The 26,899-nt window shown below is 59.9% G+C and carries 22 protein-coding genes and 2 pseudogenes; 6 read left to right on the forward strand and 18 right to left on the reverse strand.

The features are described from left to right. The 7 genes and pseudogenes from F0169_RS08240 to mreB form a co-directional block, all read right to left on the reverse strand. Positions 1-849 (reverse strand): carbon-nitrogen hydrolase family protein, encoded by an 849-nt coding sequence (locus tag F0169_RS08240; RefSeq protein WP_058414337.1) that lies wholly within the window; start codon positions 847-849, stop codon positions 1-3. Between the two features lie 48 nt (positions 850-897). After that, entirely contained in the window at positions 898-4,713 is a 3,816-nt protein-coding gene (locus tag F0169_RS08245; protein ID WP_152746213.1) for a YhdP family protein, read from the reverse strand. A 76-nt stretch (positions 4,714-4,789) separates the two neighbouring features. Continuing rightward, positions 4,790-6,245 (reverse strand): annotated as a pseudogene (gene rng / locus F0169_RS08250) (ribonuclease G). A gap of 70 nt (positions 6,246-6,315) precedes the next feature. After that, positions 6,316-6,912 (reverse strand): Maf family protein, encoded by a 597-nt coding sequence (locus tag F0169_RS08255; RefSeq protein WP_058414340.1) that lies wholly within the window; start codon positions 6,910-6,912, stop codon positions 6,316-6,318. Positions 6,913-6,963: 51 nt separating this feature from the next. Further along, positions 6,964-7,452 (reverse strand): rod shape-determining protein MreD, encoded by a 489-nt coding sequence (mreD, locus tag F0169_RS08260; protein ID WP_058414341.1) that lies wholly within the window; start codon positions 7,450-7,452, stop codon positions 6,964-6,966. Continuing rightward, positions 7,452-8,597, reverse strand: coding sequence for a rod shape-determining protein MreC (gene mreC / locus F0169_RS08265; protein ID WP_172979373.1), 1,146 nt, complete (start codon positions 8,595-8,597; stop codon positions 7,452-7,454). The genes mreD and mreC overlap by 1 nt, the downstream gene beginning before the upstream one ends. Before the next feature lie 139 nt (positions 8,598-8,736). Further along, positions 8,737-9,774 carry a rod shape-determining protein MreB gene (gene mreB / locus F0169_RS08270; RefSeq protein WP_002555108.1) on the reverse strand — a complete coding sequence of 346 codons (1,038 nt, stop codon included), beginning with the start codon at positions 9,772-9,774 and terminating at the stop codon, positions 8,737-8,739. Between the two features lie 210 nt (positions 9,775-9,984). Between mreB and gatC the strand changes: the two genes are divergently transcribed. From gatC to F0169_RS08300, 6 genes and pseudogenes are all read left to right on the forward strand, one after another. Further along, entirely contained in the window at positions 9,985-10,272 is a 288-nt protein-coding gene (gatC, locus tag F0169_RS08275; protein ID WP_058414343.1) for an Asp-tRNA(Asn)/Glu-tRNA(Gln) amidotransferase subunit GatC, read from the forward strand. A 16-nt stretch (positions 10,273-10,288) separates the two neighbouring features. Continuing rightward, positions 10,289-11,739, forward strand: a pseudogene (gene gatA / locus F0169_RS08280) (Asp-tRNA(Asn)/Glu-tRNA(Gln) amidotransferase subunit GatA). A 10-nt stretch (positions 11,740-11,749) separates the two neighbouring features. Next, a complete protein-coding gene (gene gatB, locus F0169_RS08285) occupies positions 11,750-13,216 on the forward strand; it encodes an Asp-tRNA(Asn)/Glu-tRNA(Gln) amidotransferase subunit GatB (RefSeq protein ID WP_152746215.1) in 1,467 nt (488 codons plus the stop codon). Between the two features lie 144 nt (positions 13,217-13,360). Further along, on the forward strand, positions 13,361-13,732 hold the full coding sequence (locus tag F0169_RS08290) for a septal ring lytic transglycosylase RlpA family protein (protein WP_152746216.1): 372 nt from the start codon (positions 13,361-13,363) through the stop codon (positions 13,730-13,732). Between the two features lie 58 nt (positions 13,733-13,790). Next, complete coding sequence (locus F0169_RS08295) at positions 13,791-14,837, forward strand: calcium/sodium antiporter (RefSeq protein ID WP_152746217.1); 1,047 nt, start codon at positions 13,791-13,793, stop codon at positions 14,835-14,837. Further along, positions 14,834-15,217, forward strand: coding sequence for a carboxymuconolactone decarboxylase family protein (locus F0169_RS08300; RefSeq protein ID WP_099236991.1), 384 nt, complete (start codon positions 14,834-14,836; stop codon positions 15,215-15,217). Before F0169_RS08295 ends, F0169_RS08300 begins: the two co-directional genes overlap by 4 nt. Positions 15,218-15,326: 109 nt before the next feature. Here F0169_RS08300 and F0169_RS08305 read toward each other — a convergent pair whose 3' ends face one another. The 11 genes from F0169_RS08305 to petA form a co-directional block, all read right to left on the reverse strand. After that, complete coding sequence (locus tag F0169_RS08305) at positions 15,327-16,268, reverse strand: AEC family transporter (protein WP_058414349.1); 942 nt, start codon at positions 16,266-16,268, stop codon at positions 15,327-15,329. Between the two features lie 109 nt (positions 16,269-16,377). After that, positions 16,378-17,931, reverse strand: coding sequence for a galactarate dehydratase (garD, locus tag F0169_RS08310; RefSeq protein ID WP_058414350.1), 1,554 nt, complete (start codon positions 17,929-17,931; stop codon positions 16,378-16,380). Between the two features lie 11 nt (positions 17,932-17,942). Then, on the reverse strand, positions 17,943-19,310 hold the full coding sequence (locus F0169_RS08315; protein ID WP_152746218.1) for an MFS transporter: 1,368 nt from the start codon (positions 19,308-19,310) through the stop codon (positions 17,943-17,945). A gap of 120 nt (positions 19,311-19,430) precedes the next feature. Beyond that, positions 19,431-20,876 (reverse strand): aldehyde dehydrogenase family protein, encoded by a 1,446-nt coding sequence (locus tag F0169_RS08320; RefSeq protein WP_058414352.1) that lies wholly within the window; start codon positions 20,874-20,876, stop codon positions 19,431-19,433. 54 nt (positions 20,877-20,930) lie between these two features. Further along, on the reverse strand, positions 20,931-21,842 hold the full coding sequence (gene kdgD, locus F0169_RS08325) for a 5-dehydro-4-deoxyglucarate dehydratase (protein ID WP_152746219.1): 912 nt from the start codon (positions 21,840-21,842) through the stop codon (positions 20,931-20,933). Positions 21,843-22,156: 314 nt separating this feature from the next. Continuing rightward, positions 22,157-22,906: a FadR/GntR family transcriptional regulator gene (locus tag F0169_RS08335; protein WP_058414354.1), complete on the reverse strand. Its 750-nt coding sequence runs from the start codon at positions 22,904-22,906 to the stop codon at positions 22,157-22,159. Between the two features lie 158 nt (positions 22,907-23,064). After that, positions 23,065-23,484, reverse strand: a complete 420-nt coding sequence (locus tag F0169_RS08340) for a ClpXP protease specificity-enhancing factor (protein ID WP_099236995.1) — start codon at positions 23,482-23,484, stop codon at positions 23,065-23,067. 17 nt (positions 23,485-23,501) lie between these two features. Further along, positions 23,502-24,119: a glutathione S-transferase N-terminal domain-containing protein gene (locus tag F0169_RS08345; RefSeq protein WP_058414356.1), complete on the reverse strand. Its 618-nt coding sequence runs from the start codon at positions 24,117-24,119 to the stop codon at positions 23,502-23,504. 149 nt (positions 24,120-24,268) lie between these two features. Continuing rightward, on the reverse strand, positions 24,269-25,048 hold the full coding sequence (locus F0169_RS08350; RefSeq protein WP_058414357.1) for a cytochrome c1: 780 nt from the start codon (positions 25,046-25,048) through the stop codon (positions 24,269-24,271). Next, on the reverse strand, positions 25,048-26,259 hold the full coding sequence (locus F0169_RS08355; RefSeq protein WP_058414358.1) for a cytochrome b: 1,212 nt from the start codon (positions 26,257-26,259) through the stop codon (positions 25,048-25,050). Before F0169_RS08355 ends, F0169_RS08350 begins: the two co-directional genes overlap by 1 nt. Further along, positions 26,259-26,855 (reverse strand): ubiquinol-cytochrome c reductase iron-sulfur subunit, encoded by a 597-nt coding sequence (petA, locus tag F0169_RS08360; protein WP_058414359.1) that lies wholly within the window; start codon positions 26,853-26,855, stop codon positions 26,259-26,261. The genes F0169_RS08355 and petA overlap by 1 nt, the downstream gene beginning before the upstream one ends. Between the last annotated feature and the right edge of the window lie 44 nt (positions 26,856-26,899).

Here is a 26,899-nt window from a genome sequence, read left to right on the forward strand (position 1 = left end):
TCATCGTTCCGAAGCAGGCCGCTGCGCGCCCTGCGAGAAAAAGCGCCGATGGTTGACCACCGGCATGCGCGCCCGTATCGACGCCTGTTCGCTGCTGTCGCGCGCGGCCAGCAACACCGCTTCGCCTTGATCCTGTTGCGCCAGCACACGGCCCCAAGGGTCGACAATCGCCGCGTGGCCATGCGTTTCGCGTGGTCCTGGGTGCACGCCACCTTGCGCTGCCGCCAGCAGGTAACACTGGGTTTCGATGGCCCGCGCACGAATCAACACATCCCAATGCGCGGCGCCGGTAACCGCCGTGAACGCCGAGGGCGCGGTAATCAATTCAGCCCCCGCCGCGCGCAACTCGCTGTACAGCTCCGGGAAGCGCAAGTCGTAACACACCGTCAGGCCCAATCGCCCTACCGGCGTATCCGCCACCACTACGTTGCTGCCAAAAGCATAGTCGTCAGATTCACGATAACGACCGCGAACATCCGCGACGTCGACATCGAACAGGTGCAGCTTGTCGTAGCGGGCGACGATTTCACCCCGGTCATCGATCAGCAGCGAGCAAGCGTTGGACTTGGCGTGAGGTTGGTCTTGGGGCGGTAACGGTAAAGTGCCGGCCACTATCCATAAGGTGAGGTCGCGGGCGGCCTGTTTCAACCATGGCAGTATCGGGCCTTCACCCAATGCTTCGGCGCGACCAATATCAGCCACGTCGCGACGGCCCATGGCAGCGAAGTTTTCCGGCAGCACCGCCAGCCTCGCACCACCCGCCGCCGCTTGCTCCAGCAAGCGCCGCGCTTGGGCCAGGTTAGCCAGCACATCACTCTGGCTGACCATTTGAATTACCGCAAAGGACATGGGCCAACGCTCCGTAATGGGCCTGTGGCGATGCTACTCCACAGGCACTCAGTTTGGTTTTTCAAAGGGCTTGTCGAAGCTGATTTTCGGATCTTTCCAAGGACCTTGCACGTTGTATTGCACGCTGGCGAAGCGCGAAACACGGTCGCCAATCAACTTGTCGATCAAAAATAATGCACCACCAATGGCCGGCGCGCCCACAATCAGCGCGGCAATCGGCAGGTTGTTGGTCACCGGCAACGTGACCAGCAGCTTGGCATCCACACGGTCGGCTACCAAGTCCAGGGTGCCGTTCAGTTCGAGGTTGGTGGACGGCCCGGTCATGGTGATGGGTTCACGGGTGACGAACACCCCGTCACTGGCCGCGAGCAAGCCTTTGATCCGGTCATAGCTCAAGCCTTTGCCGAGCAGGTCGGAGAAGTCCAGGCGCAAACGCCGGCCGATGGAGTTGAAGTTGAGCAACCCAAACACTCGCAGCGCCTGGGCGCCGCCTTCCACTTCAACCAACTGACCTTTACGGAACGCCGCATCCAGGCTACCGGAAAAACGCTTGGGCCCGACCCAGGCCGGCGAACCCGGCCAACGGCCATCGACGTCCAGGTGGAAATCCTCGCTGGTGACCGTCGGTGCAAAGCCCCAGCCTTTGAGCACGTCGGCGATATTCTTGCCATCCAGGCGGCCCTTGTACCAACTGCTACTGGCCCCCGGCGAACCTTCCCAGCCACCGGCACCCACCAGTTGCATGCCCTTGAGGCCGAGGTCGAGGTTGTTGAAGGCCAAGCCTTTCGCGGTTGGGCGCAGCTTCAACGACCACGCGCCCACCAAATCAGGGCCCTGGAACAGCTGATTGATGGCAATGTCGAGTGCCGGAATATCCTTGGGGTCGACATCAGCCAGCGGGTCCGGCGCATTTTCGTCCGACTGAACCGTCGGGTCCACGGCCGGCAGCTTCACGTATTGCAGGTTGATTGCTATGGGCGCGCCCTTCGCGTCCGGCAGGTTTACGCTGCCCTTGGCCTGCTGGCTGTCGAACTGCAAGCCCCAGCCAGTGGACTTGCGATCAAGCTGCAAATTGACCTGATCAAACTCGGTACCAAAGCCGGTCAGCTTGCCCACCTTGAAATCGGCGCCACTGAGCAGTTGCTTGGCGCTGCCGCCTGGATCATTGCCAGCGTAACGGCCTGCGAGTTTTTTCCACGGGTCTATGTCCAGCTCGGACAGCACACCCCGAATGCGCAAGCCTTTGGCAGCCGGCAGCACCGCATTGCCATTGCCGAGGAACAACTCGCCGCGGCCGTCGTTAAATTTGTCGGGCGGCGACGCAAAGGTGAAACTCGCCAGTTCGCCGTAACCAAACCAGTAGCGACGTTCGGGGCCTTGCAAGGTCATGCGGAACACGCTGTCACGCCCTTGACTGGCGGGCATGCCGAAGGGTGCCGGCAGGTCGACCGCAACGCCCTTCATGTTAGAGCTGACCATCAGTTGGCTATCAGCGCCGTTCAGGATCAGTTGCAATTGATAGGGAATGTCGCCGGACACAGGCAACGGCTGGCTGACATTCAACCAGTCCGACAGCCGCTTGACCGTGACTTGGCCCTTGGCCATGACCCGCGTACTGATGTTGCCCGGCGTGCCGTCGGCAAAGATTTGCGCGGTAATCGGGCGGTCGAACGCCTGAGCCGAAATATTCTGACCACTCAGCCCCTTGGCGCTGTCGAAGCGAAAATTGCCTTTGAGCTGAGTCAGGTCCAGGGTCGGGTCGGCCAATTGCAGGCGGGCTTTATCGGTCTGGAAGTCCACCACAATCGCCGGCTCAACGCCCTTGGCGAGTGGAATATCGAGGTCCAGTTTACCCTGCAGGCTACCCTCGCCTTTCCAACCGGCAAACGTCGAGCCAGTGCCGATCGGCGCTTCCTGAAGGATCTTCAAGCCATCGCCCAAGCCGCCTGCAAAGCCGCCGGTAATCAACAGATGGCTGTCCTTGCCGGCAGGCGCGTGAGGAATATTCACGTAAACGTCTTTGACCTTGGTGTCGAGCAATTGCCCCTTGCTCGCCAGGATGCGCACGCCGCTCTCCTCAACAAACACTTCGCCATTGACCTTACTCACATGCGGCCAGCCCGGCTGAAAGGCCAGCTCAGCATCGTGCACCTTGAAAAACAGGCTGATATTGCGCGAAGCCGGCAGCGCATCGTGGTTCAGCGAGCCCTGGTACTGGAAGAAACCTTGATCAACCGCGCCTTTGAGAATCGCCGTACGCAACCAATCATCCAACGCCGGGCTCAACACTGCCGGCAAATATTTGGCGGTGAAGCGCCCATCGCCATCGACCATGCCGACGCGCAGGTCCATGTAGTCTTCCTGGCTGTGGTCAAAATGCAGACGAATCAGGAAGTCTGCAGCGACCTTGCCTTCCTCACCCAGCACTTTGATATAGGGCGCAATCAGCGTGAAGCCTTGTTTATCGAGCGTCCAGGTCAGGCGTGCATTGGCTTGAATGTACTGCCAGGGCTTGGCGAAAATGGGCGACAGGTGCAGCGAAAAGTCCTTGCTGTCCATGCGCAATTCGCCGTGGCCCAAGTCGCCGCTGATGCTGCCGGACACGTTACGTGCGGCCGGCGCACCGAAATACGCATCGAAGCCGACGCGCTCCAGGTTGGCGGCAAAACTGACTTTCTGGTCGCTGCTGTCTGCAGGCCGGAAATTCGCTATTACGTTGCGTAGCAAACCCGTGGCGTTGAGGTGCGCTATGGCTTTGCCAAGGCCCTCGGGCAACGGCGCCAGCGCATTCAACAGCGGCGTAATGGGCGTCAGGTCAAGACGATCAGCCTGCAACTTCCAGACTTCCAGATCGTTGTCGGTGGCCAGTTGCTGCTGCAATTGCAGGCGTGATTCCCAGCGCGTGTCGCCGAGGTTCATCGCCAGCGAATCAAACAGCACGTGGAGACCGCTATCGCTGCGTTGCAGGTAGGCCGTCAGCGCAAGGTTCTCGATGTGCACCGGCTTGCGTTCGGCGTAGCTGCCTTTCATTTCGGGTGAATTAAGGCGTACGACAGCGTTCTGCACCGTGCCTTTGGCCCAGGTCAGCCAGAACTCGCCGCCCGCCTTGAACTGCGCAAGCTTCCATTGTTGGGTCAGCTTGGCCGGAATCCATTTGGCCCAGTCACTCTGGGGCAGGCTCAGATAGGCCTGGACTTCGCCGTCTTGCCACTGGCTGGCGTTGATACGCGTGCGCAAGCTCAACGCCAGCGGCTGGCCGTCGGGCAACGTCAGGCGCGCGTCGAGGCGCTGGCGGGCGCCGCCGGTGTGCAGGCTCAAGCCTACGTACGTCAGGGTCATCGGCGCCTGATCGAACGGTTGCAAGGTAACCTGGCTGTCCAACACCGAAATACGCTGCACCCGCTGCAAACGCTGCAGCGCTTGCGCAGGGTCCAGCGGCTGGTCGTCTTGTAACGGCAGACCTTGCAGCGCCCAGTGGCCGTCCTTGTCTTCTTTGACACTCACTTGCAGGCCGCTGACCTGCAAGTGGGCGATGCGCACTTCGCGCGCCATCAGGCTGGCCCACAGGTCCGGCACCACTTCGACCTCGTCCAGGCGCAAGGCACTGCTGCCCTCGCCGACCATCACGTCGTGCGCCAGCACCACCGGCGCAAAGCCGCTCCAGCGCCCTTCGAGGCTGCCGATTCGCAGGGGCGTATTCACTGCCGCCTGAACTTTGGCTTCGATTTCGGCGCGGTATTCCGCTACCAGCGGGGTCAATTCACGACCCAGGCTCACATACACCGCCGCCAATACCAGCAGCAAGGCGCACGAGCCCAGGCCCCAACGGGTCAAAGCGGCAAAAAAGCGTATCAGACGCTCCATGTCAGACGACCCTCAAGGCAGTTAACGGAGGGCAGATCAAGGTCTGCCATCTTCATGAAAATAAGGCGATTGGGGATCAGAGCAGCACCACGTCGTATTGTTCCTGGGAATACATGGTTTCGACCTGGAAGCGAATCGTGCGCCCGATAAACAGCTCCAGCTCAGCGACGTTAGCGGACTCCTCGTCCAGCAAACGATCAACCACTTTCTGGTTGGCGAGCACTCTATAACCTTCGGCCTGGTAGGCACGCGCTTCGCGCAGGATTTCGCGAAAAATCTCGTAGCAAACCGTTTCCGGGGTTTTCAATTTACCGCGGCCCTGGCAACTGCTGCACGGCTCGCACAGCACTTGCTCGAGGCTTTCGCGGGTACGCTTGCGGGTCATCTGCACCAGGCCAAGCTCGGTGATGCCGATGATGTTGGTCTTGGCGTGGTCACGCTCAAGCTGCTTTTCAAGGGTGCGCAGCACCTGGCGCTGATGATCCTGGTCTTCCATGTCGATGAAATCGATAATGATGATGCCGCCCAGATTACGCAGGCGCAGTTGGCGGGCAATCGCCGTGGCAGCTTCGAGGTTGGTCTTGAAGATGGTCTCTTCGAGGTTGCGGTGGCCGACAAATGCGCCCGTGTTGACGTCGATAGTGGTCATCGCCTCCGCCGGGTCCACCACCAGGTAGCCGCCGGACTTGAGCGGCACTTTGCGCTCCAGGGCCTTCTGAATCTCGTCTTCGACGCCATACAGATCGAAGATCGGCCGCTCGCCAGGGTAATGTTCCAGTCGGTCGGCAATTTCCGGCATCAGCTCGGCGACAAATTGCGTGGTGCGCTGAAAGGTTTCCCGCGAATCGATGCGAATTTTCTCGATCTTCGGGCTGACAAGGTCACGCAAGGTGCGCAGGGCCAGGCCCAGGTCTTCGTAGATGACGCTGGGCGCGCCGATGGTTTTGATCTGTGCACCGATCTGGTCCCACAGACGCCGCAGGTAACGGATGTCCATGAGGATTTCATCAGCGCCGGCGCCTTCTGCGGCAGTGCGCAGGATAAAGCCGCCCGCTTCCTTGATGCCCTCGGCGGCCACGCAGTCGCTGACCACCTTTTTCAGGCGCTCACGCTCGGCTTCGTCTTCAATTTTCAAGGAGATGCCGACATGCGCGGTGCGCGGCATGTACACCAGGTAACGCGAAGGAATCGACAGCTGCGTGGTCAGCCGCGCACCTTTGGAACCAATCGGGTCCTTGGTGACTTGCACCACCAGGCTCTGCCCTTCGTGTACCAAGGCGCTGATGCTTTCTACCGTCGGGCCTTCACGCAGGAATTTCCGAAGCATGGATAAACGCGGCGCGGTCCAGGCCGATGTCGACGAATGCCGCCTGCATGCCCGGCAACACGCGCACGACCTTGCCTTTGTAGATATTGCCGACAATCCCGCGCTTCTGGGTGCGCTCAACGTGCACTTCTTGCAGAACACCGTTCTCTACCACCGCCACGCGCGATTCCATCGGCGTGATATTGATCAGAATCTCTTCACTCATGGCTGGGTCTCGTTCAGGCGTTTTCACAATAGTGACCGATCGCTCAAGGCTTGGCGCTGGAATACGGCGTTCAGCGCGCGGTAAGGTTTTGCCAACAGGGTATGTCGAATTGGTCGAGCAGTTGCGCGGTTTCGCACACTGGCAGGCCGACGACGGCGGAATAGCTGCCATTGAGCCCGGCCACAAACACCGACCCAAGCCCTTGAATAGCATAGCCGCCGGCCTTGTCTTGAGGTTCGCCGCTGTGCCAGTAGGTTGTAGCCTCCTCGACAGAAACGTCGCGAAACCTTACGCGACTGCTGACACAGCGCGTTTCGCAGCGCAGGCCATCGGTAATGGCAACGGCGGTTAGCACTTCATGCTCGCGCCCCGCCAACGCCATCAACATCGCCAGGGCATCGGCTTGGTCGACCGGCTTGCCGAGGATCTGCCCATCAACAATCACCGCCGTGTCCGCACCCAGCACGCAAGCGCCCGAGTTTATTTCAAGCGCAGCAAAACCTGCCGCTGCCTTGCCGCGCGCGAGGCGCTCGACGTAGGCAACAGCCGGTTCATGTGTAAAAGGAGTTTCATCAATAGCGGCGCTGACCACGGTGAAGGGCACACCGATCTGGGTTAGCAGTTCACGCCGTCTTGGGGAGCCTGAGGCCAGATAAAGCGTATTCATTGCAGACTCTCCCTGTAGGGTTCGATAACCAGGCAGAGCCTCGCAATCCATTCAATTGATTTTATAGCGACGACGTAACCCACGCAGACCGAAACTGACCCATGGCCATAACAACGCACTGACCAGGGCTGGCAGCACCAGCGCCAAAGTCGGCTGGCGGTTACCGGTCAAGGCGCTGAGCCACAGTTGCACCAACTGCGCCAGGCCAAAAATAACCAGGATCACCAGGCATTGCTGCCACATGGGAAACATACGCAGCCGCTGCTGCAACGACAGCACCAGGAAGGTGATCAAAGTCAGGATCAACGCGTTCTGGCCCAGCAAGGTGCCATACAGCACGTCTTCCGCCAAGCCCAGACACATTGCCGTGACCATCCCGACTTTGTGCGGCAGCATCAGCGACCAGAATGCCAGCAGCAATGCCAGCCATAAAGGACGCAGGATTTCCATGAATTGCGGCAACGGCGAAACGCTGAGCAGCAAACCAATGGCGAAGGTCAGCCAGACGATCCAGCCATTGTGCGGATGAGTACCGGCCATTATTCCTCCCTCTGCCGCGTGGTTGCAGGCGCTGCGGCTGCGGGCCGAGTTGCCGGCGTGGTGGCGGCAGGCGGTTTGGCCGCAGGGGTTGTGGCTGCCGGCGTGGTTGCAGTCGGTTTGCTAGCGGCCGGTTTGGCTTGGCGTGCGCTGTGGGCCGCAGGTTTCACCGGCGTCGCCACTGGCGCCGCCGTGGCCTGGGCAGGTGCGGGTGGCCCAACGAACGCCGGTTTCGGCACCGTGGCAGGAATCGTCTGTACAGTGCCGTTTTGCTTGTCTTCCGCTTCCTGCGCCTGGGCGGCGTCGTTAGCGCGCTCTTCCGGGGTGCGGTTGTCGCTGAACACCAGCAGCAGGTAGCGGCTGCGGTTCAGGGCGGCGGTTGGCACCGCGCGGACAATGGCAAACGGCTGGCCGGAATCGTGGATCACTTCCTTGACCGTCGCCACCGGGTAACCCGCCGGGAACCGCTGGCCCAGGCCGGAGCTGACCAGCAAGTCGCCTTCTTTAATATCGGCAGTGTCGGCCACATGCCGCAACTCCAGGCGTTCCGGGTTACCGGTGCCGCTGGCAATTGCGCGCAAGCCGTTACGGTTAACCTGCACCGGAATACTGTGGGTCGTGTCCGTCAGCAGCAATACCCGCGAGGTGTAGGGCATCAACTCAACCACCTGCCCCATCAGGCCACGGGCATCGAGTACCGGCTGGCCGAGGACCACACCGTCGCGCTCACCCTTGTTGATGATGATGCGATGGGTAAAGGGGTTGGGGTCCATGCCGATCAACTCGGCCACTTCGACCTTTTCATTGACCAACGCGGAAGAATTGAGCAACTCGCGCAGCCGAACGTTCTGCTCGGTGAGGGCCGCGAGCTTCTGCATGCGCCCCTGCAACAGCAGGTTTTCAGTCTTGAGCTTTTCGTTCTCGGCGACAAGCTCGGTGCGGCTGCCGAATTGGCTGGCCACGCCCTGATAGAGCCGTTGTGGCAGGTCGGTGATCCAGTAAGTCTGCATCAACACCAGCGACATCTGGCTACGCACCGGCTTGAGCAGTGCAAAGCGGGCATCGACCACCATCAGCGCGACCGAAAGCACGACCAGCACCAATAAGCGCACGCCCAATGAGGGGCCTTTGGCGAAAAGCGGTTTAATAAGCCGCTCCTCCCAGGCAAACGTTGTCTTTATTCATACGGCATCAAACCGGCCTGGATGCAGATTGAAGAAGATAAACGCCAACAGGCAGCACTGCAAAGTGCTGCCTGCGGGCGATGCATGAACCGTCCCGGCAATATTATTCGCTGGAGAGCAGGTCCATGGTGTGTTTATCCATCATTTCCAGTGCACGACCACCGCCACGCGCAACGCAGGTCAGCGGGTCTTCGGCGACGATCACCGGCAGGCCGGTTTCCTGGGCCAACAACTTGTCGAGGTCGCGCAGCAAAGCGCCACCACCGGTCAGTACCAGACCACGCTCGGCAATATCGGAAGCCAGTTCCGGCGGCGATTGCTCCAGCGCGCTTTTCACTGCCTGAACGATAGTAGCCAGAGACTCTTGCAGAGCTTCCAGCACTTCGTTGGAGTTCAGGGTGAAAGCACGTGGAACGCCTTCGGCCAGGTTGCGACCGCGAACATCAACTTCGCGAACTTCGCCGCCCGGGTAAGCGGTGCCGATTTCCTGCTTGATACGCTCGGCGGTGGACTCGCCGATCAAGCTGCCGTAGTTACGACGCACATAGGTGATGATCGCTTCGTCGAAGCGGTCGCCGCCGACACGCACGGATTCGGCATACACCACACCGTTCAGCGAGATCAGGGCGATTTCAGTGGTACCACCACCGATATCCACCACCATCGAACCGCGCGCTTCTTCAACCGGCAAGCCGGCACCGATCGCAGCGGCCATTGGCTCTTCGATCAGGAACACTTCGCGGGCACCGGCACCGAGTGCCGATTCGCGGATGGCGCGACGCTCCACCTGGGTGGATTTGCACGGAACGCAAATCAGCACACGAGGGCTCGGCTGCAGAAAACTGTTTTCGTGAACCTTGTTGATGAAGTACTGCAGCATCTTTTCGCAGACACTGAAGTCGGCGATTACGCCGTCTTTCATCGGACGAATGGCAGCGATATTGCCGGGTGTTCGGCCGAGCATGCGCTTGGCCTCGGTGCCAACGGCAACGACACTTTTCTGATTACCGTGGGTCCGAATGGCCACAACCGATGGCTCATTCAGGACGATACCGCGCTCGCGCACGTAAATAAGGGTGTTGGCAGTGCCCAGGTCAATGGAAAGATCGCTGGAAAACATGCCACGCAGTTTCTTGAACATGGGGAAAGGACCCTAGGCAACGCGTGGGTAAAAAAGTGCGGCAAACTCTAACAACGACAGGGATTTTGGGCAAGGCGCCAATGTGCTAAATTGGCCGACTTTCTGTGCACCAACCCCCACAATCGCGGCCATATGACCGTAGAAATGCGGTAGTGTTCCTACAATCTAACACACGGATAGCTTCCGTTCTGTTTTCCACTGGAGAATCCCATGGCGCTTGAACGCTCCGACGTGGAAAAAATCGCTCATTTGGCCTGCCTGGGCCTTAATGAAGCCGATCTTCCACAGACCACCGCAGCCCTGAACAGCATTCTCGGGCTGGTCGACCACATGCAAGCCGTGAATACCGACGGCATCGAGCCCCTGGCTCACCCGCTGGAAGCCAGCCAGCGCCTGCGCGCAGACGTCGTGACCGAGCGCAATAACCGCGAGGCTTACCAGTCCATCGCGCCAGCGGTCGAAAACGGCCTGTACCTGGTTCCGAAAGTCATCGACTAAAGGGAAAGAGCCTGCAATGCATCACATGACTCTGGCCGAGATCGCCCGCGGTCTCGCCGACAAAAAGTTTTCTTCCGAAGAGCTGACCAAGACCCTGCTGGCGCGTATCGCCGAGCTTGATCCTGCGGTCAACAGCTTCATCAGCCTCACTGAAGATCTGGCTCTGAGCCAGGCCAAGGCCGCCGACGCACGTCGCGCCAACGGTGAAAATGGCCCGCTGCTGGGTGCTCCAATCGCCCACAAAGACCTGTTCTGCACTCAGGGTATTCGCACCAGTTGCGGCTCCAAAATGCTCGACAACTTCAAAGCACCGTATGACGCCACCGTGGTCGCCAAGCTGGCCGCCGCCGGCGCCGTGACGCTGGGCAAGACCAACATGGACGAATTCGCCATGGGTTCGGCCAACGAGTCGAGCTACTACGGCGCGGTGAAAAACCCGTGGAACCTTGCACACGTGCCGGGCGGCTCGTCCGGCGGTTCGGCTGCGGCCGTTGCCGCGCGCTTCTTGCCGGCCGCCACCGCCACCGACACCGGCGGCTCGATCCGCCAGCCTGCAGCCTTCACTAACCTCACCGGTTTGAAGCCGACCTACGGTCGCGTTTCCCGCTGGGGCATGATCGCCTACGCGTCGAGCCTGGATCAGGGCGGCCCGTTGGCGCGCACTGCTGAAGACTGCGCGATTTTGTTACAAGGTATGGCCGGGTTCGATAAACAGGACTCCACCAGCATCGACGAGCCGGTACCGGACTACAGCGCCAGCCTGAATACGTCGATCAAGGGCCTGCGTATCGGCGTGCCGAAAGAGTATTTCAGCGCTGGCCTCGACCCGCGTATCGCTGAATTGGTGCACAACAGCGTCAAAGAGCTGGAAAAGCTCGGCGCGGTGATCAAGGAAATCAGCCTGCCGAACAACCAGCACGCGATTCCTGCGTACTACGTGATCGCGCCGGCAGAAGCCTCGTCCAACCTGTCGCGGTTCGACGGCGTGCGTTTCGGCTATCGCTGCGAAAACCCGAAAGACCTCACCGACCTTTATAAGCGCTCGCGTGGCGAAGGTTTCGGGGTGGAAGTACAACGCCGGATCATGGTCGGTGCCTACGCGCTGTCGGCCGGCTATTACGATGCGTACTACCTCAAGGCGCAAAAAATCCGTCGCCTGATCAAGAACGACTTCATGGCGGCCTTTGAAGAAGTCGACGTGATCCTCGGCCCAACCACGCCGAACCCGGCCTGGAAGATAGGCGCCAAGACCGGCGACCCGATCGCCGAGTACCTGGAAGACCTGTACACCATCACCGCCAACCTCGCGGGCTTGCCGGGCTTGTCGATGCCCGCAGGTTTTGTCGATGGCCTGCCGGTCGCGTGCAATTGCTCGCCCCGTATTTCCAGGAAGGCCGCCTGCTCAATGTGGCGCACCAGTACCAGTTGAACACCGACTGGCACACCCGCACCCCTACCGGCTTCTGAGGAGAACACTATGCAATGGGAAGTTGTGATCGGGCTGGAGATTCATACCCAGCTCGCCACCCAATCGAAGATTTTCTCCGGTAGCGCCACCACGTTCGGTTCCGAGCCGAACACCCAGGCGAGCCTGGTAGACCTGGGCATGCCCGGCGTGCTGCCGGTGTTGAACCAGGAAGCGGTACGCATGGCGGTGATGTTCGGCTTGGCGATTGACGCCGAAATCGGCCAGCACAACGTGTTCGCGCGCAAAAACTACTTCTACCCGGACCTGCCCAAGGGCTACCAGATCAGCCAGATGGAATTGCCGATTGTCGGCAAGGGCTACCTGGACATCCCGCTGGAAGACGGCACCATCAAACGTGTCGGCGTGACCCGCGCGCACCTGGAAGAAGACGCCGGCAAGAGCCTGCACGAAGAATTCCCGGGCGCCACCGGTATCGACTTGAACCGCGCCGGTACGCCGTTGCTGGAGATCGTGTCCGAGCCGGACATGCGTAACGCCAAGGAAGCCGTGGCCTACGTCAAGACCATCCACGCGCTGGTGCGCTACCTGGGCATCTGCGACGGCAACATGGCCGAAGGCTCGCTGCGTTGCGACTGCAACGTGTCGATCCGCCCCAAAGGCCAGGCCGAATACGGCACCCGCTGCGAGATCAAGAACGTTAACTCGTTCCGCTTCATCGAGAAGGCGATCAACAGCGAAGTACGCCGCCAGATCGAACTGATCGAAGACGGCGGCAAGGTGATCCAGCAAACGCGCCTGTACGACCCGAACAAAGACGAAACCCGCGCCATGCGCAGCAAAGAGGAAGCCAACGACTACCGTTACTTCCCCGACCCGGACCTGTTGCCGGTGGTCATCGAGGACTCGTTCCTGAATGACGTGCGCGCCACTTTGCCGGAATTGCCGCAGCAAAAACGCGAGCGCTTCCAGGCGCAGTTCGGCCTGTCGGTTTACGATGCCAGCGTTTTGGCCTCCAGCCGTGAACAAGCCAACTACTTCGAAAAAGTCGTGAGCATTGCCGGCGACGCCAAGCTGGCAGCCAACTGGGTGATGGTTGAGCTGGGCAGCCTGTTGAATAAAATGGACGTCGATATCGGTAACGCACCAGTCAGCGCCGAGGAGCTAGGCGGTATGTTGCTGCGCATCAGCGACAAAACCATTTCTGGCAAGATCGCGAAGAAGATTTTTGAAATAATGTCTTCCGGCGAGGAAAGCTTGGTGACTGGCCTAGGTCGCGCTGATTGGATTATTGAAGAACAAGGTCTCAAACAAGTCACTGACAGCGGCCAGATTGATGAGGTACTCAACCAAGTACTCCTCGACAATGCCGAACAAGTCGAGCAATACCGCGCGGCAGACGAAGCCAAGCGCGGCAAAATGTTCGGCTTCTTTGTCGGCCAGGCAATGAAAGCCTCCAAAGGCAAAGCCAACCCGCAACAGGTAAACGAACTGCTGAAAAGCAAGCTCGAAGGCTGATCGCAGTGAATGGCCCGGGCGGGGTTTCACGCCCCACTCGGGCCCTTGTTGCAAAGGTTTGTGTGGGAAGGGGCTTTTTGTGGGAGAGAGCAAGCCCCCTCCCACCTCTGCCGGTGACGACATGACTTTCGGGGCACAGTGAAAATGAAGCGCCTACTCGGCCTGCTGGCCCTGTTCTCTCTGCTGGCCGGTTGCGCCAGCGGCCTCATCGACCCCAACGGCTCCGACGAAAGCGGCACCGCCTCGTATTACGGCGCCAAGCACCATGGCAACAAAACTGCCAGCGGTGAACCCTTCAACCAGAACACCCTGACCGCCGCCCATCGGCGCCTGCCCTTCGGCACGCAGGTCAAGGTGACCAATCTCGCCAACGGCAGATCTGTCGTGGTACGCATTAATGATCGCGGCCCGCATACTCGCGGGCGCCTGATCGACGTTTCACGCAGGGCCGCCGAACAACTCGGTATGCTCGGCACTGGTACAGCACGCGTACGTGTGCAGGCCATGAGCAATTAAATAAAGGAGCCCGGCCATTTTCGGATTAACCGCCCTCTCGCCCTGGAGCCTGATCGAACTGGTCAGCGGCTTGCTGTTGCTGATTGTCGGCGCCGAAATCCTGGTGCGCGCCGCCGTGCGCCTGGCGGCCAGCCTCAAGGTGCGCCCGCTGATCATCGGCCTGAGCATCGTTGCTTTCGGCAGCAGCGCGCCGCAGATGACCGTCAGCCTGCAAGCCACCCTGGCCGGCAATACCGATATTGCCGTGGGCAGCGTGATCGGCAGCAGTATCTTCAATATCCTCGTGACCCTGGGCCTGGCGGCACTGATCATTCCGTTACGCGTGTCGCGCCAACTGGTACGCCTGGACATCCCGGTGATGATCTTCGCCGGTTTGCTGGTGTTTACCCTGGCCTCCAATGAAGACCTGACGCCAATCGACGGCGCGCTGTTGCTGGTCGCGCTGATGGCCTACCTCGGTGTATTGCACTACCAGACCCGCCATTCCCGCCGCCCACGCACCCTCGACACAGTGACCAGAGCGCCTTGGCTGAGCAGCGTATTGCTGATGCTCGGCGGGCTGTTGATTCTGGCACTGGCGGGGCATTTGCTGCTGGGCGCGGCGGTGGCGGTGGCGAGCGACTTGGGCCTGTCGGAGCGCATCATCGGCCTGACGCTGATCGGTGTCGGCACGTCGCTGCCATGCCTCGCCACCTCGCTGATCGCCGCCCTTCGCGGCCAGCGGGAGATTGCCGTGGGCAACGTGATCGGCAGCAACGTGTTTAACCTGCTCGGGGTGCTGGGCGTGACTGCACTGCTCGCGCCCTCGCCGCTGTCGGTATCGCCCAACGCGTTGGACTTTGACCTGCCGGTGATGCTCGGCGCGGTCGTGCTGTGCCTGCCGGTGTTCTACAGCGGTTACCGCGTGACGCGCGCCGAAGGCTTGGTGCTGCTGGGTTTGTACCTGGCGTACGGCCTGCATGTGATGGCGTTCACCACTGGCATGCCGCTGGCGAACACGCTTGAACACCTCATGCTGTATTACGTTTTGCCAGTGCTGGTGGCTTTCTTGTTGTTCAACACGCTGCGCGCCTGGCGCCGCCAACACACGAGGGAATCGCAATGACCGATCAGAAAAAGCCCGGCGTTGAAGTGCGTCGCCAGGTGATGGGCGATGTGTTCGTCGACCGCGCCTTGGGCAATGCCACCGAGTTCACCCAGCCCCTGCAGGACTTCGTCAACGAACACGCGTGGGGCAGCGTCTGGAACCGCGAGGGCTTGCCACTGAAGACGCGCAGCCTGATCACCCTCGCCGCCCTCACGGCGCTCAAATGCCCGCAGGAACTCAAGGGCCACGTGCGCGGCGCACTGAACAATGGGTGCACGGTAGAAGAGATTCGCGAGGCGCTGCTGCATTGCGCGGTGTATGCCGGGGTGCCGGCGGCGATTGACGCGTTTCGGGCGGCGCAGGAAGTGATTGATAGCTATCAGGCAGAGCGGCAGTGACTGTTAGATAGCTATCGCGAGCACGCCCGCTCCCACACTTTGATCTGTTCACACATTAAAATGTGGGAGCGGGCTTGCTCGCGATAGGCCCTCAACCCCACCCCAAAACTCAGATCCAGCCACCCGCCTGCAACACAAAAATCCCGATATTGGTGGTCACCGCCGCCATCAAGGTGGTGATCACAATAATCGCCGCCGCCAGCTCATGATTCCCCTGCGCCGCCCTGGCCATCACAAAGCTGGCCGCCGCGGTCGGCGCGCCAAAGTACAAGAACAAAATCCCCAGTTCCGGCCCGCGGAAGCCCAACAGCCACGCGCCGAACGTGGCCACCAGCGGCAAACCGATCATCTTCACCAGGCTGGCACTCAGGGCCATGCTGCCGCTTTTGCGCAACGCCGCCAACGACAAGGTGCCGCCGATGCAGATCAGTGCCAGCGGCAAGGTCATGTCCGCCAAATACTGACCGGACGACTGCAGCCACCCCGGCAGGCCGATCTTGAAAATGGCGAAGGGCGCGGCTACCACCACGCTGATGATCAGCGGGTTGGCCACCACACTTTTAAAGATGCTCCACGGGTCGGACTTGATCACCGGGCTGTACACCGCCAGCACGATGGTCGACAGCGTGTTGTAAAACAGAATCACCAGCGCCGCGAGAATCGCGCCGAGGGAGATGCCGTAGTCGCCGTACATGCTGGCCGCCAGCGCCAGGCCGATAACGCCGTTATTACCGCGAAACGCGCCCTGGGTGTAGATACCGCGGTCTTCACGCTTGCAACGAAAAATCGCCCAACCCCAGGCCAGGGCAAAGCTCAGCAACGTGGCGACGGCAAAGTAAATCAGCAAACCCGGCTTGAGCGCCGAGTGCAGGTCGGCATGCAGGATGCCCAGGAACAGCAGCGCCGGCATGGTGACGTTGAACACCAGGGAGGAAGCTGTGTGGATAAAGTTGTCGTTGATCCAGTTGATGCGCTTGAGCAGCACACCCAGAAACAGCATGGCAAACACCGGCGCGGTGATGGTCAGGGTGGTGAGGAAGATAGCCAGCATGCCGGGGAGAACCTTGGTGAGCGTCGTTAGTTGGCTAATGATAAGCCATACAGCGCTGTGGCGTCTGGTAGGCCGCCATCGCCTAGCTCGCGATGGCGGCGACTCGGTCTCAAGTAATCGGCGCCGGGTTAAACAACGTGATGTCGTTATGCAGCTTGAGCTGCTCGGCCCACGTCTGCTTCTTGCCGCTGGCCACGTCCAGGTAGAAGTGAAACAGCTCCCAACCCAACTCCTCGATCGTCGCGCGCCCTGTAGCGATGCGCCCGGCGTCAATGTCGATCAAGTCTGGCCAACGTTGCGCCAGCTCCGTACGCGTCGAGACTTTCACCACCGGCGCCATGGCCAGCCCGTAAGGCGTGCCGCGCCCGGTAGTGAACACATGCAAGTTCATCCCGGCCGCCAGCTGCAAGGTGCCGCAAACAAAGTCACTGGCCGGCGTTGCGCAAAAAATAAGACCTTTGCGCTTGAAACGCTCGCCAGGGCCAAGCACGCCATTGATCGCGCTGCTGCCGGACTTGACGATGGAGCCCAAGGACTTCTCGACGATGTTCGACAACCCGCCCTTCTTATTGCCCGGCGTGGTGTTGGCGCTGCGATCAGCCTCGCCCTTGGCCAGGTAACGGTCGTACCAGTCCATTTCCCTGACCAACTCCTGCGCCACTTCTTTACTCTCGGCGCGCGACGTCAGCAGGTAAATCGCATCGCGTACTTCGGTGACTTCGGAAAACATCACCGTCGCCCCGGCCCGCAACAGCAAATCCGAGGCATAGCCCAGCGCCGGATTGGCGGTGATGCCGGAAAACGCATCACTGCCGCCGCACTGCATGCCCAAAATCAGCTCGGAGGCCGGCACGGTTTCGCGGCGGCGCTGGTCGAGTTTTTTCAAGCGCGCTTCAGCCAGCGCCATGATCTGCTCGATCATCTCGGTAAAACCGTGGCTGGAATCCTGCAACCGATACAACCACGGCTCGCTCAAATCGACCGAGCTGTCGTTGTCGTGCATCACCTGCCCGGCCTGCAATTTCTCGCACCCCAGGCTGATCACCAAGGCTTCGCCACCCAGGTTCGGGTTGCGTGCCAGGTTGCGCACCGTGCGGATCGGGATATACGCATCGGTCGCGGTAATCGCCACGCCGCAGCCGTAACTGTGGGTCAGCGCCACCACGTCATCCACGTGCGGGTAATTAGGCAGCAACTCATCCTTGATGCGCTTGACCGCGTGGTCCAGCACACCGGTGACGCACTGCACGGTAGTAGTGATGCCGAGAATATTACGCGTGCCCACGGTGCCGTCGGCGTTGCGGTAACCCTCGAAGGTAAAGCCTTCCAGCGGCGCCTGGGTTTCCGGCACCTCGGTGGACAGCGGCAAGCTGTCCAGCGGTGGCGCGGTGGGCATGCGCAGTTGATCTTCCTGCACCCAACTGCCGCGCGCAATCGGCGCCAAAGCGTAACCAATGGTTTGGCCGTAGCGAATAATCTGACCGCCTTCGGGAATATCTTCCAGGGTCACTTTGTGGCTCTGGGGGATAAATTCCACGGTCACCAGGCCGTCCGGGAACTCGGTCCCGGCCGGTACGCCCTGGTCATTGACCACGATCACCACGTTGTCGCGCGCGTGCAAACGAATCGAGCGCGGCGAGTCGGCATGTTCAATCAACTGCATTACATAGCCCCTCAGGAATGCGCTTCGGTAAGGTGGGTCAACTCAGGCCCTTGGCTGCTTGGCGGCTCTTTGAGCACCACGCGTTTGATCGGGCCGACAATCACCAGGTAGCTGAACACCGCTACCAGCGCGTTGGCGCCGACGAACACCAAGGCCCACTTGAACGAACCGGTGGTGGCGATGATGTAGCCGATGACGATAGGCGTGGTGATCGATGCGAGGTTACCGAAGGTGTTGAACAAGCCGCCACTGAGGCCGGCGATTTGTTTCGGTGAGGTGTCGGAAACCACCGCCCAGCCGAGTGCGCCAACGCCTTTACCGAAGAAGGCCAAGGCCATGAAGCCCACCACCATCCATTCTATGTCCACGTAGTTGCAGGCCACGATGCTGCTCGAAATCAGCAGCCCACCAATGATCGGCGCCTTGCGGGCGAAGGTCAGGGAATGGCCTTTGCGCAGCAGGTAATCGGAAATCACGCCGCCGAGCACGCCACCGATAAAGCCGCAGATCGCCGGCAGCGAAGCCACGAAACCGGCTTTGAGGATGGTCATGCCGCGATCCTGCACCAGGTACACCGGGAACCAGGTGAGGAAGAAGTACGTGATGCCGTTGATGCAATACTGGCCCAGATACACGCCAAGCATCATGCGGTTGGTCAGCAACTGACGGATGTAATCCCACTTCGGGCCGTCGGTTTTCTTGCCCTTGCCTTTGTCCTGATCCATATCGACCATGGCACCGTTGGCGGCGATGTAATCGAGCTCGGCGGCGTTGATCATCGGGTGCTGGCGTGGGCTGTGGATAACTTTCAGCCAGACCAGCGAGAAGACAATGCCGATTGCGCCCATCACGATAAACACGTGCTGCCAGCCGAAGCTGTAAACGATCCAACCCATCAGCGGTGCAAACAGCACCGTAGCGAAGTATTGCGCCGAGTTGAAGATTGCCGAAGCGGTACCGCGTTCAGCCGTAGGGAACCAGGCCGCCACGATGCGTGCGTTACCCGGAAAGGACGGCGCTTCGGCCAGGCCCACCATGAAGCGCAGCATAAACAGCGCAACGACGGCGGTGGAGATCCCGAATTCACCGACATAGCCTTGCAGCACGGTGAACAGCGACCAGGTGAAGATGCTCAGGGCGTAGACTTTTTTCGAGCCGAAACGATCGAGCAGCCAGCCGCCGGGGATTTGCCCCGCCACGTAGGCCCAACCGAATGCAGAGAAGATGTAACCGAGGGTGACCGCGTCGATGCCGAGGTCTTTTTGCAGGCTGGAGCCCGCGATTGCGATGGTGGCCCGGTCGGCATAGTTGATCGTTGTCACCAGGAACAGCATGAGCAGGATCAAATAGCGGACATGGGTCGGCTTGGTCGCTTGCATGAAAAAGTACTCCCACTAATTATTTTTTTTGCGGGTAATCAAGTTGTGTTGTGCAGCGCGTTGTGTGGGAGCCGGGCTTGCCCGACTCCCGCACACAGCAGGAACCACGGGTGTTGCGTGTTACGAACCGATGTAGCTGGTTTTCACCACGGTGTAGAACTCTTGCGCATAGCGACCCTGCTCGCGCGAACCATAGGAGGAGCCCTTACGGCCACCGAATGGCACGTGATAGTCCACGCCGGCAGTCGGCAGGTTGACCATCACCATCCCGGCCTGCGAGTGGCGCTTGAAGTGGTTGGCGTACTTCAGCGACGTGGTGGCAATACCGGCCGACAAGCCGAACTCGGTGTCGTTGGCCATGGCCAGCGCCGCGTCGTAATCGGCGACGCGTACCACGTTGGCCACCGGGCCGAAGATCTCTTCACGGCTGATGCGCATGGCGGCTTCGCTGTCGGCAAACAGGGTTGGCGCCAAGTAGTAGCCTTCGGTATCGCACGTCACCAGGCCGCCGCCGCTGACCAGCCGCGCGCCTTCGGTTTGGCCGATGTCGATGTATTTCAAGTCCTGATCCAACTGGGCCTGGGAAACCACCGGGCCGATGTCGGTGCCGCTTTTCAGGGCGTGGCCGACCTTGATCGACTTCATGCGCTCCGCCATGGCCGCGACGAATTGGTCGTGAATACCGGCGGTCACGATAAAGCGGCTGGACGCCGTGCAACGCTGGCCGGTGGAGTAGAACGCGCTCTGTACCGACAACTCGACGGCCTGCTTGAGGTCGGCGTCGTCGAGAATAATCTGCGGGTTTTTACCGCCCATTTCCAACTGCACTTTGGCCTGACGCGACACGCAGCTGACGGCGATTTGACGACCCACGCCCACCGAACCGGTGAAGCTGATGCCATCAACTTTCGGGCTGTTGACCAGCACATCGCCGACCACACGACCGCTGCCCATCACCAGGTTGAACACACCGGCCGGGAAGCCTGCGCGCGAGATGATTTCGGCCAAGGCCCAGGCGCAACCCGGCACCAATTCGGCGGGTTTGATCACCACACAGTTGCCGTAGGCCAGCGCCGGGGCAATTTTCCACGCGGGGATCGCAATCGGGAAGTTCCACGGGGTGATCAAACCGACCACACCCAAGGCTTCGCGGGTGACTTCAACGTTGACGCCCGGGCGTACCGAGGGCAGGTAATCGCCCGACAGGCGCAGGCATTCACCGGCAAAGAATTTGAAGATGTTACCGGCGCGGGTCACTTCGCCGATGGCTTCGGGCAAGGTCTTGCCCTCTTCCCGCGCCAGCAAGGTACCGAGCTCTTCGCGGCGCGCGAGGATTTCGCTGCCGACTTTATCCAGCGCATCGTGACGCGCCTGGATACCGGACGTCGACCAGGCCGGGAAAGCGGCACGAGCGGCGTCGATGGCGGCGTTGACTTGGGCTACGTCAGCCTTGGCGTATTCGCCAATGACATCAGACAACTCCGACGGGTTGAGGTTGACGCAATAGTCGGCACCGGCCACCCACTCGCCGTTGATGTAGTTTTCAAAACGCTTGGCTTGGGACACAAATCTTCTCCTGACGCAAAAGGCCGCTGATTACTCAGCGGCCTTGTAGATAAGTTACTGCGGACCTTGCTTGTCGATCAGCGCGGCCAGGGCTTCGTATTCTTCCGGCAGCAGATCGGTCAGCGGCGTGCGGACCGGGCCTGCGTCATAGCCGGCGATTTTCGCACCGGCTTTGACGATGCTCACGGCGTAACCGGATTTACGGTTGCGAATATCGAGATAAGGCAGGAAGAAGTCGTCGATGATCTTGGCCACGGTGACGTGATCGTCTTTGGCGATCGCGTGGTAGAAGTCCATCGCGGTTTTCGGAATGAAGTTGAACACCGCCGAGGAGTACACCGGTACGCCCAAAGCTTTGTAGGCAGCGGCGTAAACCTCTGCAGTCGGCAAGCCGCCGAGGTAGCTGAAACGGTCGCCAAGACGACGGCGGATCGACACCATCAACTCGATGTCACCCAGGCCATCCTTGTAGCCGATCAGATTCGGGCAGCGTTCAGCCAGGCGTTCCAGCAGGGGTGCAGTCAGGCGGCAGACGTTGCGGTTGTAAACAACCACGCCGATCTTGACCGACCTGCACACCGCTTCCACGTGGGCGGCAACGCCGTCCTGGCTGGCTTCGGTCAGGTAGTGCGGCAGCAGCAGCAAGCCTTTGGCGCCGAGGCGTTCAGCTTCCTGAGCGTACTCGATAGCTTGACGGGTCGAACCGCCGACACCGGCGAGAATCGGCACGCTGGTGGCGCAGGTATCAACAGCGGTCTTGACCACTTGCGAATACTCGCTGGCAGCCAGGGAGAAAAACTCACCGGTGCCGCCGGCTGCGAACAAGGCCGTCGCGCCGTAAGGGGCAAGCCATTCCAGACGCTTGATGTAGCCCGCCTGGTGGAAGTCACCCTGCGCGTTGAAATCGGTCACGGGGAAAGACAGCAGACCGTGGGAGAGGATGGACTTCAGTTCTTGTGGATTCATTATTCGAACACCCTGGGCGAAAACTTTCTGTCGAAAGGTTATTGTTGGTTTTTGGTGATGTCGTACGTCATCGTACAACTATAAAATAATTCGTCAACTGTAATTCATCGGGGTTTATCTCAGGCACGCGGCTACCACCCGAATCACTCGCCAATGGGGTCTACTCAATAGTGTGCTGACACTGGAGATCAAATGTGGGAGCTGGGTTGCCTGCGATGCAGGCGCGACGGTGTTTCAGGCATACCAAAGTGATGCCATCGCGGGCAAGCCGGCTCCCACACAAGCCAGCGCCCACGTTAGATCTGTTGCGGCTTTCAGTTGCGCTGCGCTTCTGCCTCTTCATGGGCATGGCGCAGCCGCTCGCGGCTGTTGGTCAAGTGCAGGCGCATGGCCGCTCGCGCGGCGTCTGAATCCTGGCGCGCGATGGCCTCATAAATCTCTTCGTGCTCACGGCTCAAGCGGCTCATGTAGTGCTGCTGGTCATCGTGCGCCAGCCGCGCCGAATTCAGGCGTGTACGCGGAATGATACTGGTGCCCAAGTGGGTCATGATGTCGGTGAAATAGCGGTTGCCGGTAGACAGCGCAATTTCCAGGTGGAACGCGAAGTCTGACGCGACAGCGTCACCTGCGTGTGCCGCACTTTCATTCAGCGCGTCGAGCGCCGCGCGCATGGCGGCCAGTTGCTCGTCGCTACGGCGTAACGCCGCCAAGCCGGCAGACTCCACTTCAAGGCTGATACGCAGTTCCAGAATCGCCAGCACGTCACGCAAGGTCACCACGGTGGCCGGGTCAATCCGAAAACCGCTCGGGCTTGGCGTGTCCAACACAAAGGTGCCGATGCCGTGGCGGGTTTCGACCTGCCCGGCGGCCTGCAACCGCGAGATGGCTTCGCGCACCACGGTGCGGCTGACCCCATGGACTTCCATGATTGCCGACTCGGTGGGCAATTTATCGCCACGTTTGAGTTGGCCGTCGCGGATCTGCTCGGACAACACCGTGACCAATTCCTGGGCAAGGCTGCGGCGCTTGCGGGGAAGACGCGGGGCGGTGTTGGGGTTTTCCATGGCAGATCATCTTTCTCGGCGAACTTGAGTACGCATCATAGCCCATGGCTGTTGTACGATCACCGTTGCGTCACGACTTTCATCCATATCCTTTACGCAAAAAAAATGCCCCGACACACGTCGAGGCATTTTTCAGACTTAGCCGAAGGCAAAGCCGTTCACTTCACTACTTTGAGGCTCGGTCGACCGGTCGGGCGCGGCGGCTCGGAATCCGGTGGTGGCGCCTCATCACTGCCCTCGCCTTCGATCGCTTCGTCTTCCTCGAAAGGCGACTCCAGATCGAACACCATGCCTTGGCCATTCTCGCGGGCGTAGATCCCGAGAATCGCGCCAATCGGCACGAACAGCGTATGCGGCACGCCGCCGAAACGCCCTTCGAAGCTTACCGCTTCGTTGTCCATGTGCAGGTGGCGCACGGCACTCGGTGATACGTTCAGCACAATCTGCCCATCACTGGCAAAACCCTGCGGTACCTGAACCGCAGGGAATTCTGAGTTGACCAGCATGTGCGGGGTGCAATCGTTGTCCACAATCCACTCATAGAGCGCGCGGACCAGGTACGGTCGACTGGAGTTCATCAGCGGCTCCTTAAGCCTTAGCGCATATCGCGTTCGACACCAGACAGACTCGCCTGGAAAGCCTCACGCGCAAACTGGCGCTCCATGTAATCAAGCAGCGGCTTGGCTGGCCGCGGCAGTTCAATACCCATAATCGGCAAGCGCCAGAGTATGGGGAGTAGGCAGCAATCCACCAGGCTTTGTTCCTCACTGAGGAAAAAAGGTTTGTCGGCGAACAGCGGCGAAACACCGGTCAGGCTCTCGCGCAATTCCTTGCGCGCCACAACGCGGGCGGCTTCTTTACTGCGTGAATCCAGAATCACATCCACCAGCCCGCACCAGTCACGCTGGATCCGATGGATCAGCAGGCGGCTGTTGGCACGTGCCACCGGATACACCGGCAGCAAAGGCGGATGCGGGTAACGCTCATCCAGGTATTCCATCACCACGGTTGACTCCCACAACGCCAGGTCACGATCGACCAGGGTGGGCAAGCTGCCGTAAGGGTTCACTTCGATCAGTTTCGGCGGATGACGACCCACCTCCACACTGATGATCTCGGCGCTGACACCCTTCTCTGCGAGCACGATGCGTACTCGGTGGGAATAGTGGTCGGCGGGGTCGGAGTAACAGGCCAACCGGTTGGTCACGCCCATGGCGGTCCTCCTCGCTTGTTGAAATTATCGAAAGCTCAAAAACGAGCGCGCCCAGAGAGCATCCCTGCAGTGCCTGGTTGAACCAGAGCGCTACGTGTTCAGAGATGCCGCTGGGCGCGCAAGATTAACAGCAATTGCTTACGGTTGGATCAATGCACATCCTTCCAGTATTCGCGTTTAAGCAGGTAAGCGAATACGAAGAAGAAGGCCAGGTAGAGCAACACATACGTACCGATGCGCTGATGTTGCAGTTTGACCGGGTTGGCCGAGTAAGCCAGGAAGGTCACCAGATTCTTGACCTTCTCGTCAAACTGCTCTGCGTTCAGCGTACCGGTCTTGGGCAATATAGTCAGTTGATCGCATGCTTCATGTGTCAGAGGCGTGCCGGTCAACGGATCATATTGCTTCTTGCCGTCTTCAACGACCTGAACCTGCTTGCATCCTACCACTTGGCGACCCTGCAGGCCGACAAGAACGTTAGGCATACCGACATTCGGGAAGACTTTGTTGTTCACGCCATACGGCCGCGCCGGGTCTTCGTAGAACGATTTCAGGTAACCGTAGAGCCAGTCAGTGCCGCGCACACGCGCCACCAGGGTCAGGTCTGGCGGTGCCGCACCGAACCAGGCCTTGGCGTCTGCCGGTTGCATGCCGATGCTCATGTGGTCGCCGATTTTTGCGCCGGTGAACACCGCGTGGCTGAGCATTACGTCATGCGGGATGCCCAAGTCATCGGCAACACGCTCGTAGCGTTGGAACTTGGCGCTGTGGCAGCCCATGCAGTAGTTGGTGAAGGTACGCAAACCATCCTGCATGGCGGCCTTGTCGGACACATCAATATCGACTTTTTCGAGTTCCGCGCCATGCTCGGCCGCGAAGGACAGCAGCGGCAGCGCCGCAAACACGAGTGCAACCAATAATTTTTTCATCAGCCAGTCACCCTTTCCGGAACCGGTTTGGTCTTCTCGAGCCGGGTGTAGAACGGCATCAGAATGAAGTAGGCGAAGTACAGGAAGGTGCAGACCTGCGACAGCAATGTACGCTCAGGGGTTGGCGCCAATACGCCCAACACGCCCAGGATCACGAACGAAATGCAGAATACCCACAGCCAGATTTTGCTCAGCCAGCCCTTGTAGCGCATCGATTTGACCGGGCTTCGGTCGAGCCACGGCAGCACGAACAACACCGCAATGGCGGCGCCCATGGCGATCACGCCCATGAGCTTGTCGGGAATCGCGCGCAAGATCGCGTAGAACGGCGTGAAGTACCAGACCGGGGCAATGTGCTCAGGCGTCTTGAACGCGTTGGCTTGCTCAAAGTTGGGCTTCTCGAGGAAATACCCGCCCATCTCCGGGAAAAAGAACACGATCGAGCAGAACACAAACAAGAACACCACCACACCCACAATGTCTTTCACGGTGTAGTACGGGTGGAACGGAATGCCATCCAGCGGGATGCCGTTTTCGTCTTTGTACTTCTTGATGTCGACGCCGTCCGGGTTGTTGGAGCCCACCTCGTGCAGCGCCAGGATGTGCAGCACCACCAGGCCAAGAATCACGATCGGCAGCGCCACCACGTGCAGCGCAAAAAAGCGGTTCAGGGTGATGCCGGAGATCAGGTAGTCACCCCGAATCCACTGGGTCAGGTCGTTGCCGATGACCGGGATCGCACCGAACAGCGAGATGATCACCTGTGCGCCCCAGTACGACATTTGGCCCCACGGCAGCAGGTAACCCATGAACGCTTCGGCCATCAGCGCCAGGTAAATCAGCATGCCGAACACCCACACCAGCTCACGCGGCTTCTGGTACGAGCCGTAGAGCAAGCCACGGAACATGTGCATGTAAACCACGATAAAGAACGCCGACGCGCCGGTAGAGTGCAGCAAGCGCAGGATCGAGCCGTACTCGACGTCACGCATGATGTACTCAACAGAGGCGAACGCCTCCTCTGCCGAGGGCGTGTAACTCATCGTCAACCACACGCCGGTGATGATCTGGTTGACCAGCACCAGCAGTGCCAGTGAACCGAAGAAGTAGAAGAAGTTGAAGTTTTTTGGCGCGTAATATTTGCTGAGGTGGTCTTCCCACATTTTGGTCGCCGGGAAGCGTGCATCCACCCAATCCATGAACTTGCTCATCAGGCTTTCTCCCCCTCGTCGACGCCAATGACAATGACATTGTCAGTCTCGTAATGATGTGGCGGAACCGGCAGGTTCAAAGGTGCAGGTTGGGACTTATAGACGCGGCCGGCCAGGTCGTAGTGGGAGCCGTGGCAAGGGCAGAAGTAACCGCCGACCCAGTCTTTGCCGAGGTCGGCAGGCGCAACTTCAGGGCGGAAGGTTGGCGAGCAGCCGAGGTGGGTGCAGATACCGATCAGCAGCAGAATCTCTGGTTTGATCGAACGGACTTCCTTATCAACGTAGGCGGGCTGGTCGGAATTCTTTGAGTCGGGGTCAGACAACTGGCCTTCGATTTTCTTCAGATTCCCGAGGATTTCTTCAGTACGACGAACAATGAAAACCGGCTGACCGCGCCACTCAGCAATCATTTGCTGACCTGGCTCGACCTTACTGACATTCACCTTCACCGGTGCACCTGCGGCTTTCGCCTTGGCACTGGGAAACCATGACCCCACGAACGGGACCGCAGCCCCCACCGCTCCTGCAGCACCCACCACGGACGTGGCGGCTACCAAGAAGCGACGCCGGCCTGCATTCACGCCGTCATTGCTCATTCAGTCCTCTCCCATCAGCTTTTTGGCCTGTTAAATCAGGCGTC

This window comes from Pseudomonas kitaguniensis, from assembly GCF_009296165.1.
Classification (GTDB): Bacteria; Pseudomonadota; Gammaproteobacteria; order Pseudomonadales; family Pseudomonadaceae; genus Aquipseudomonas; species Aquipseudomonas kitaguniensis.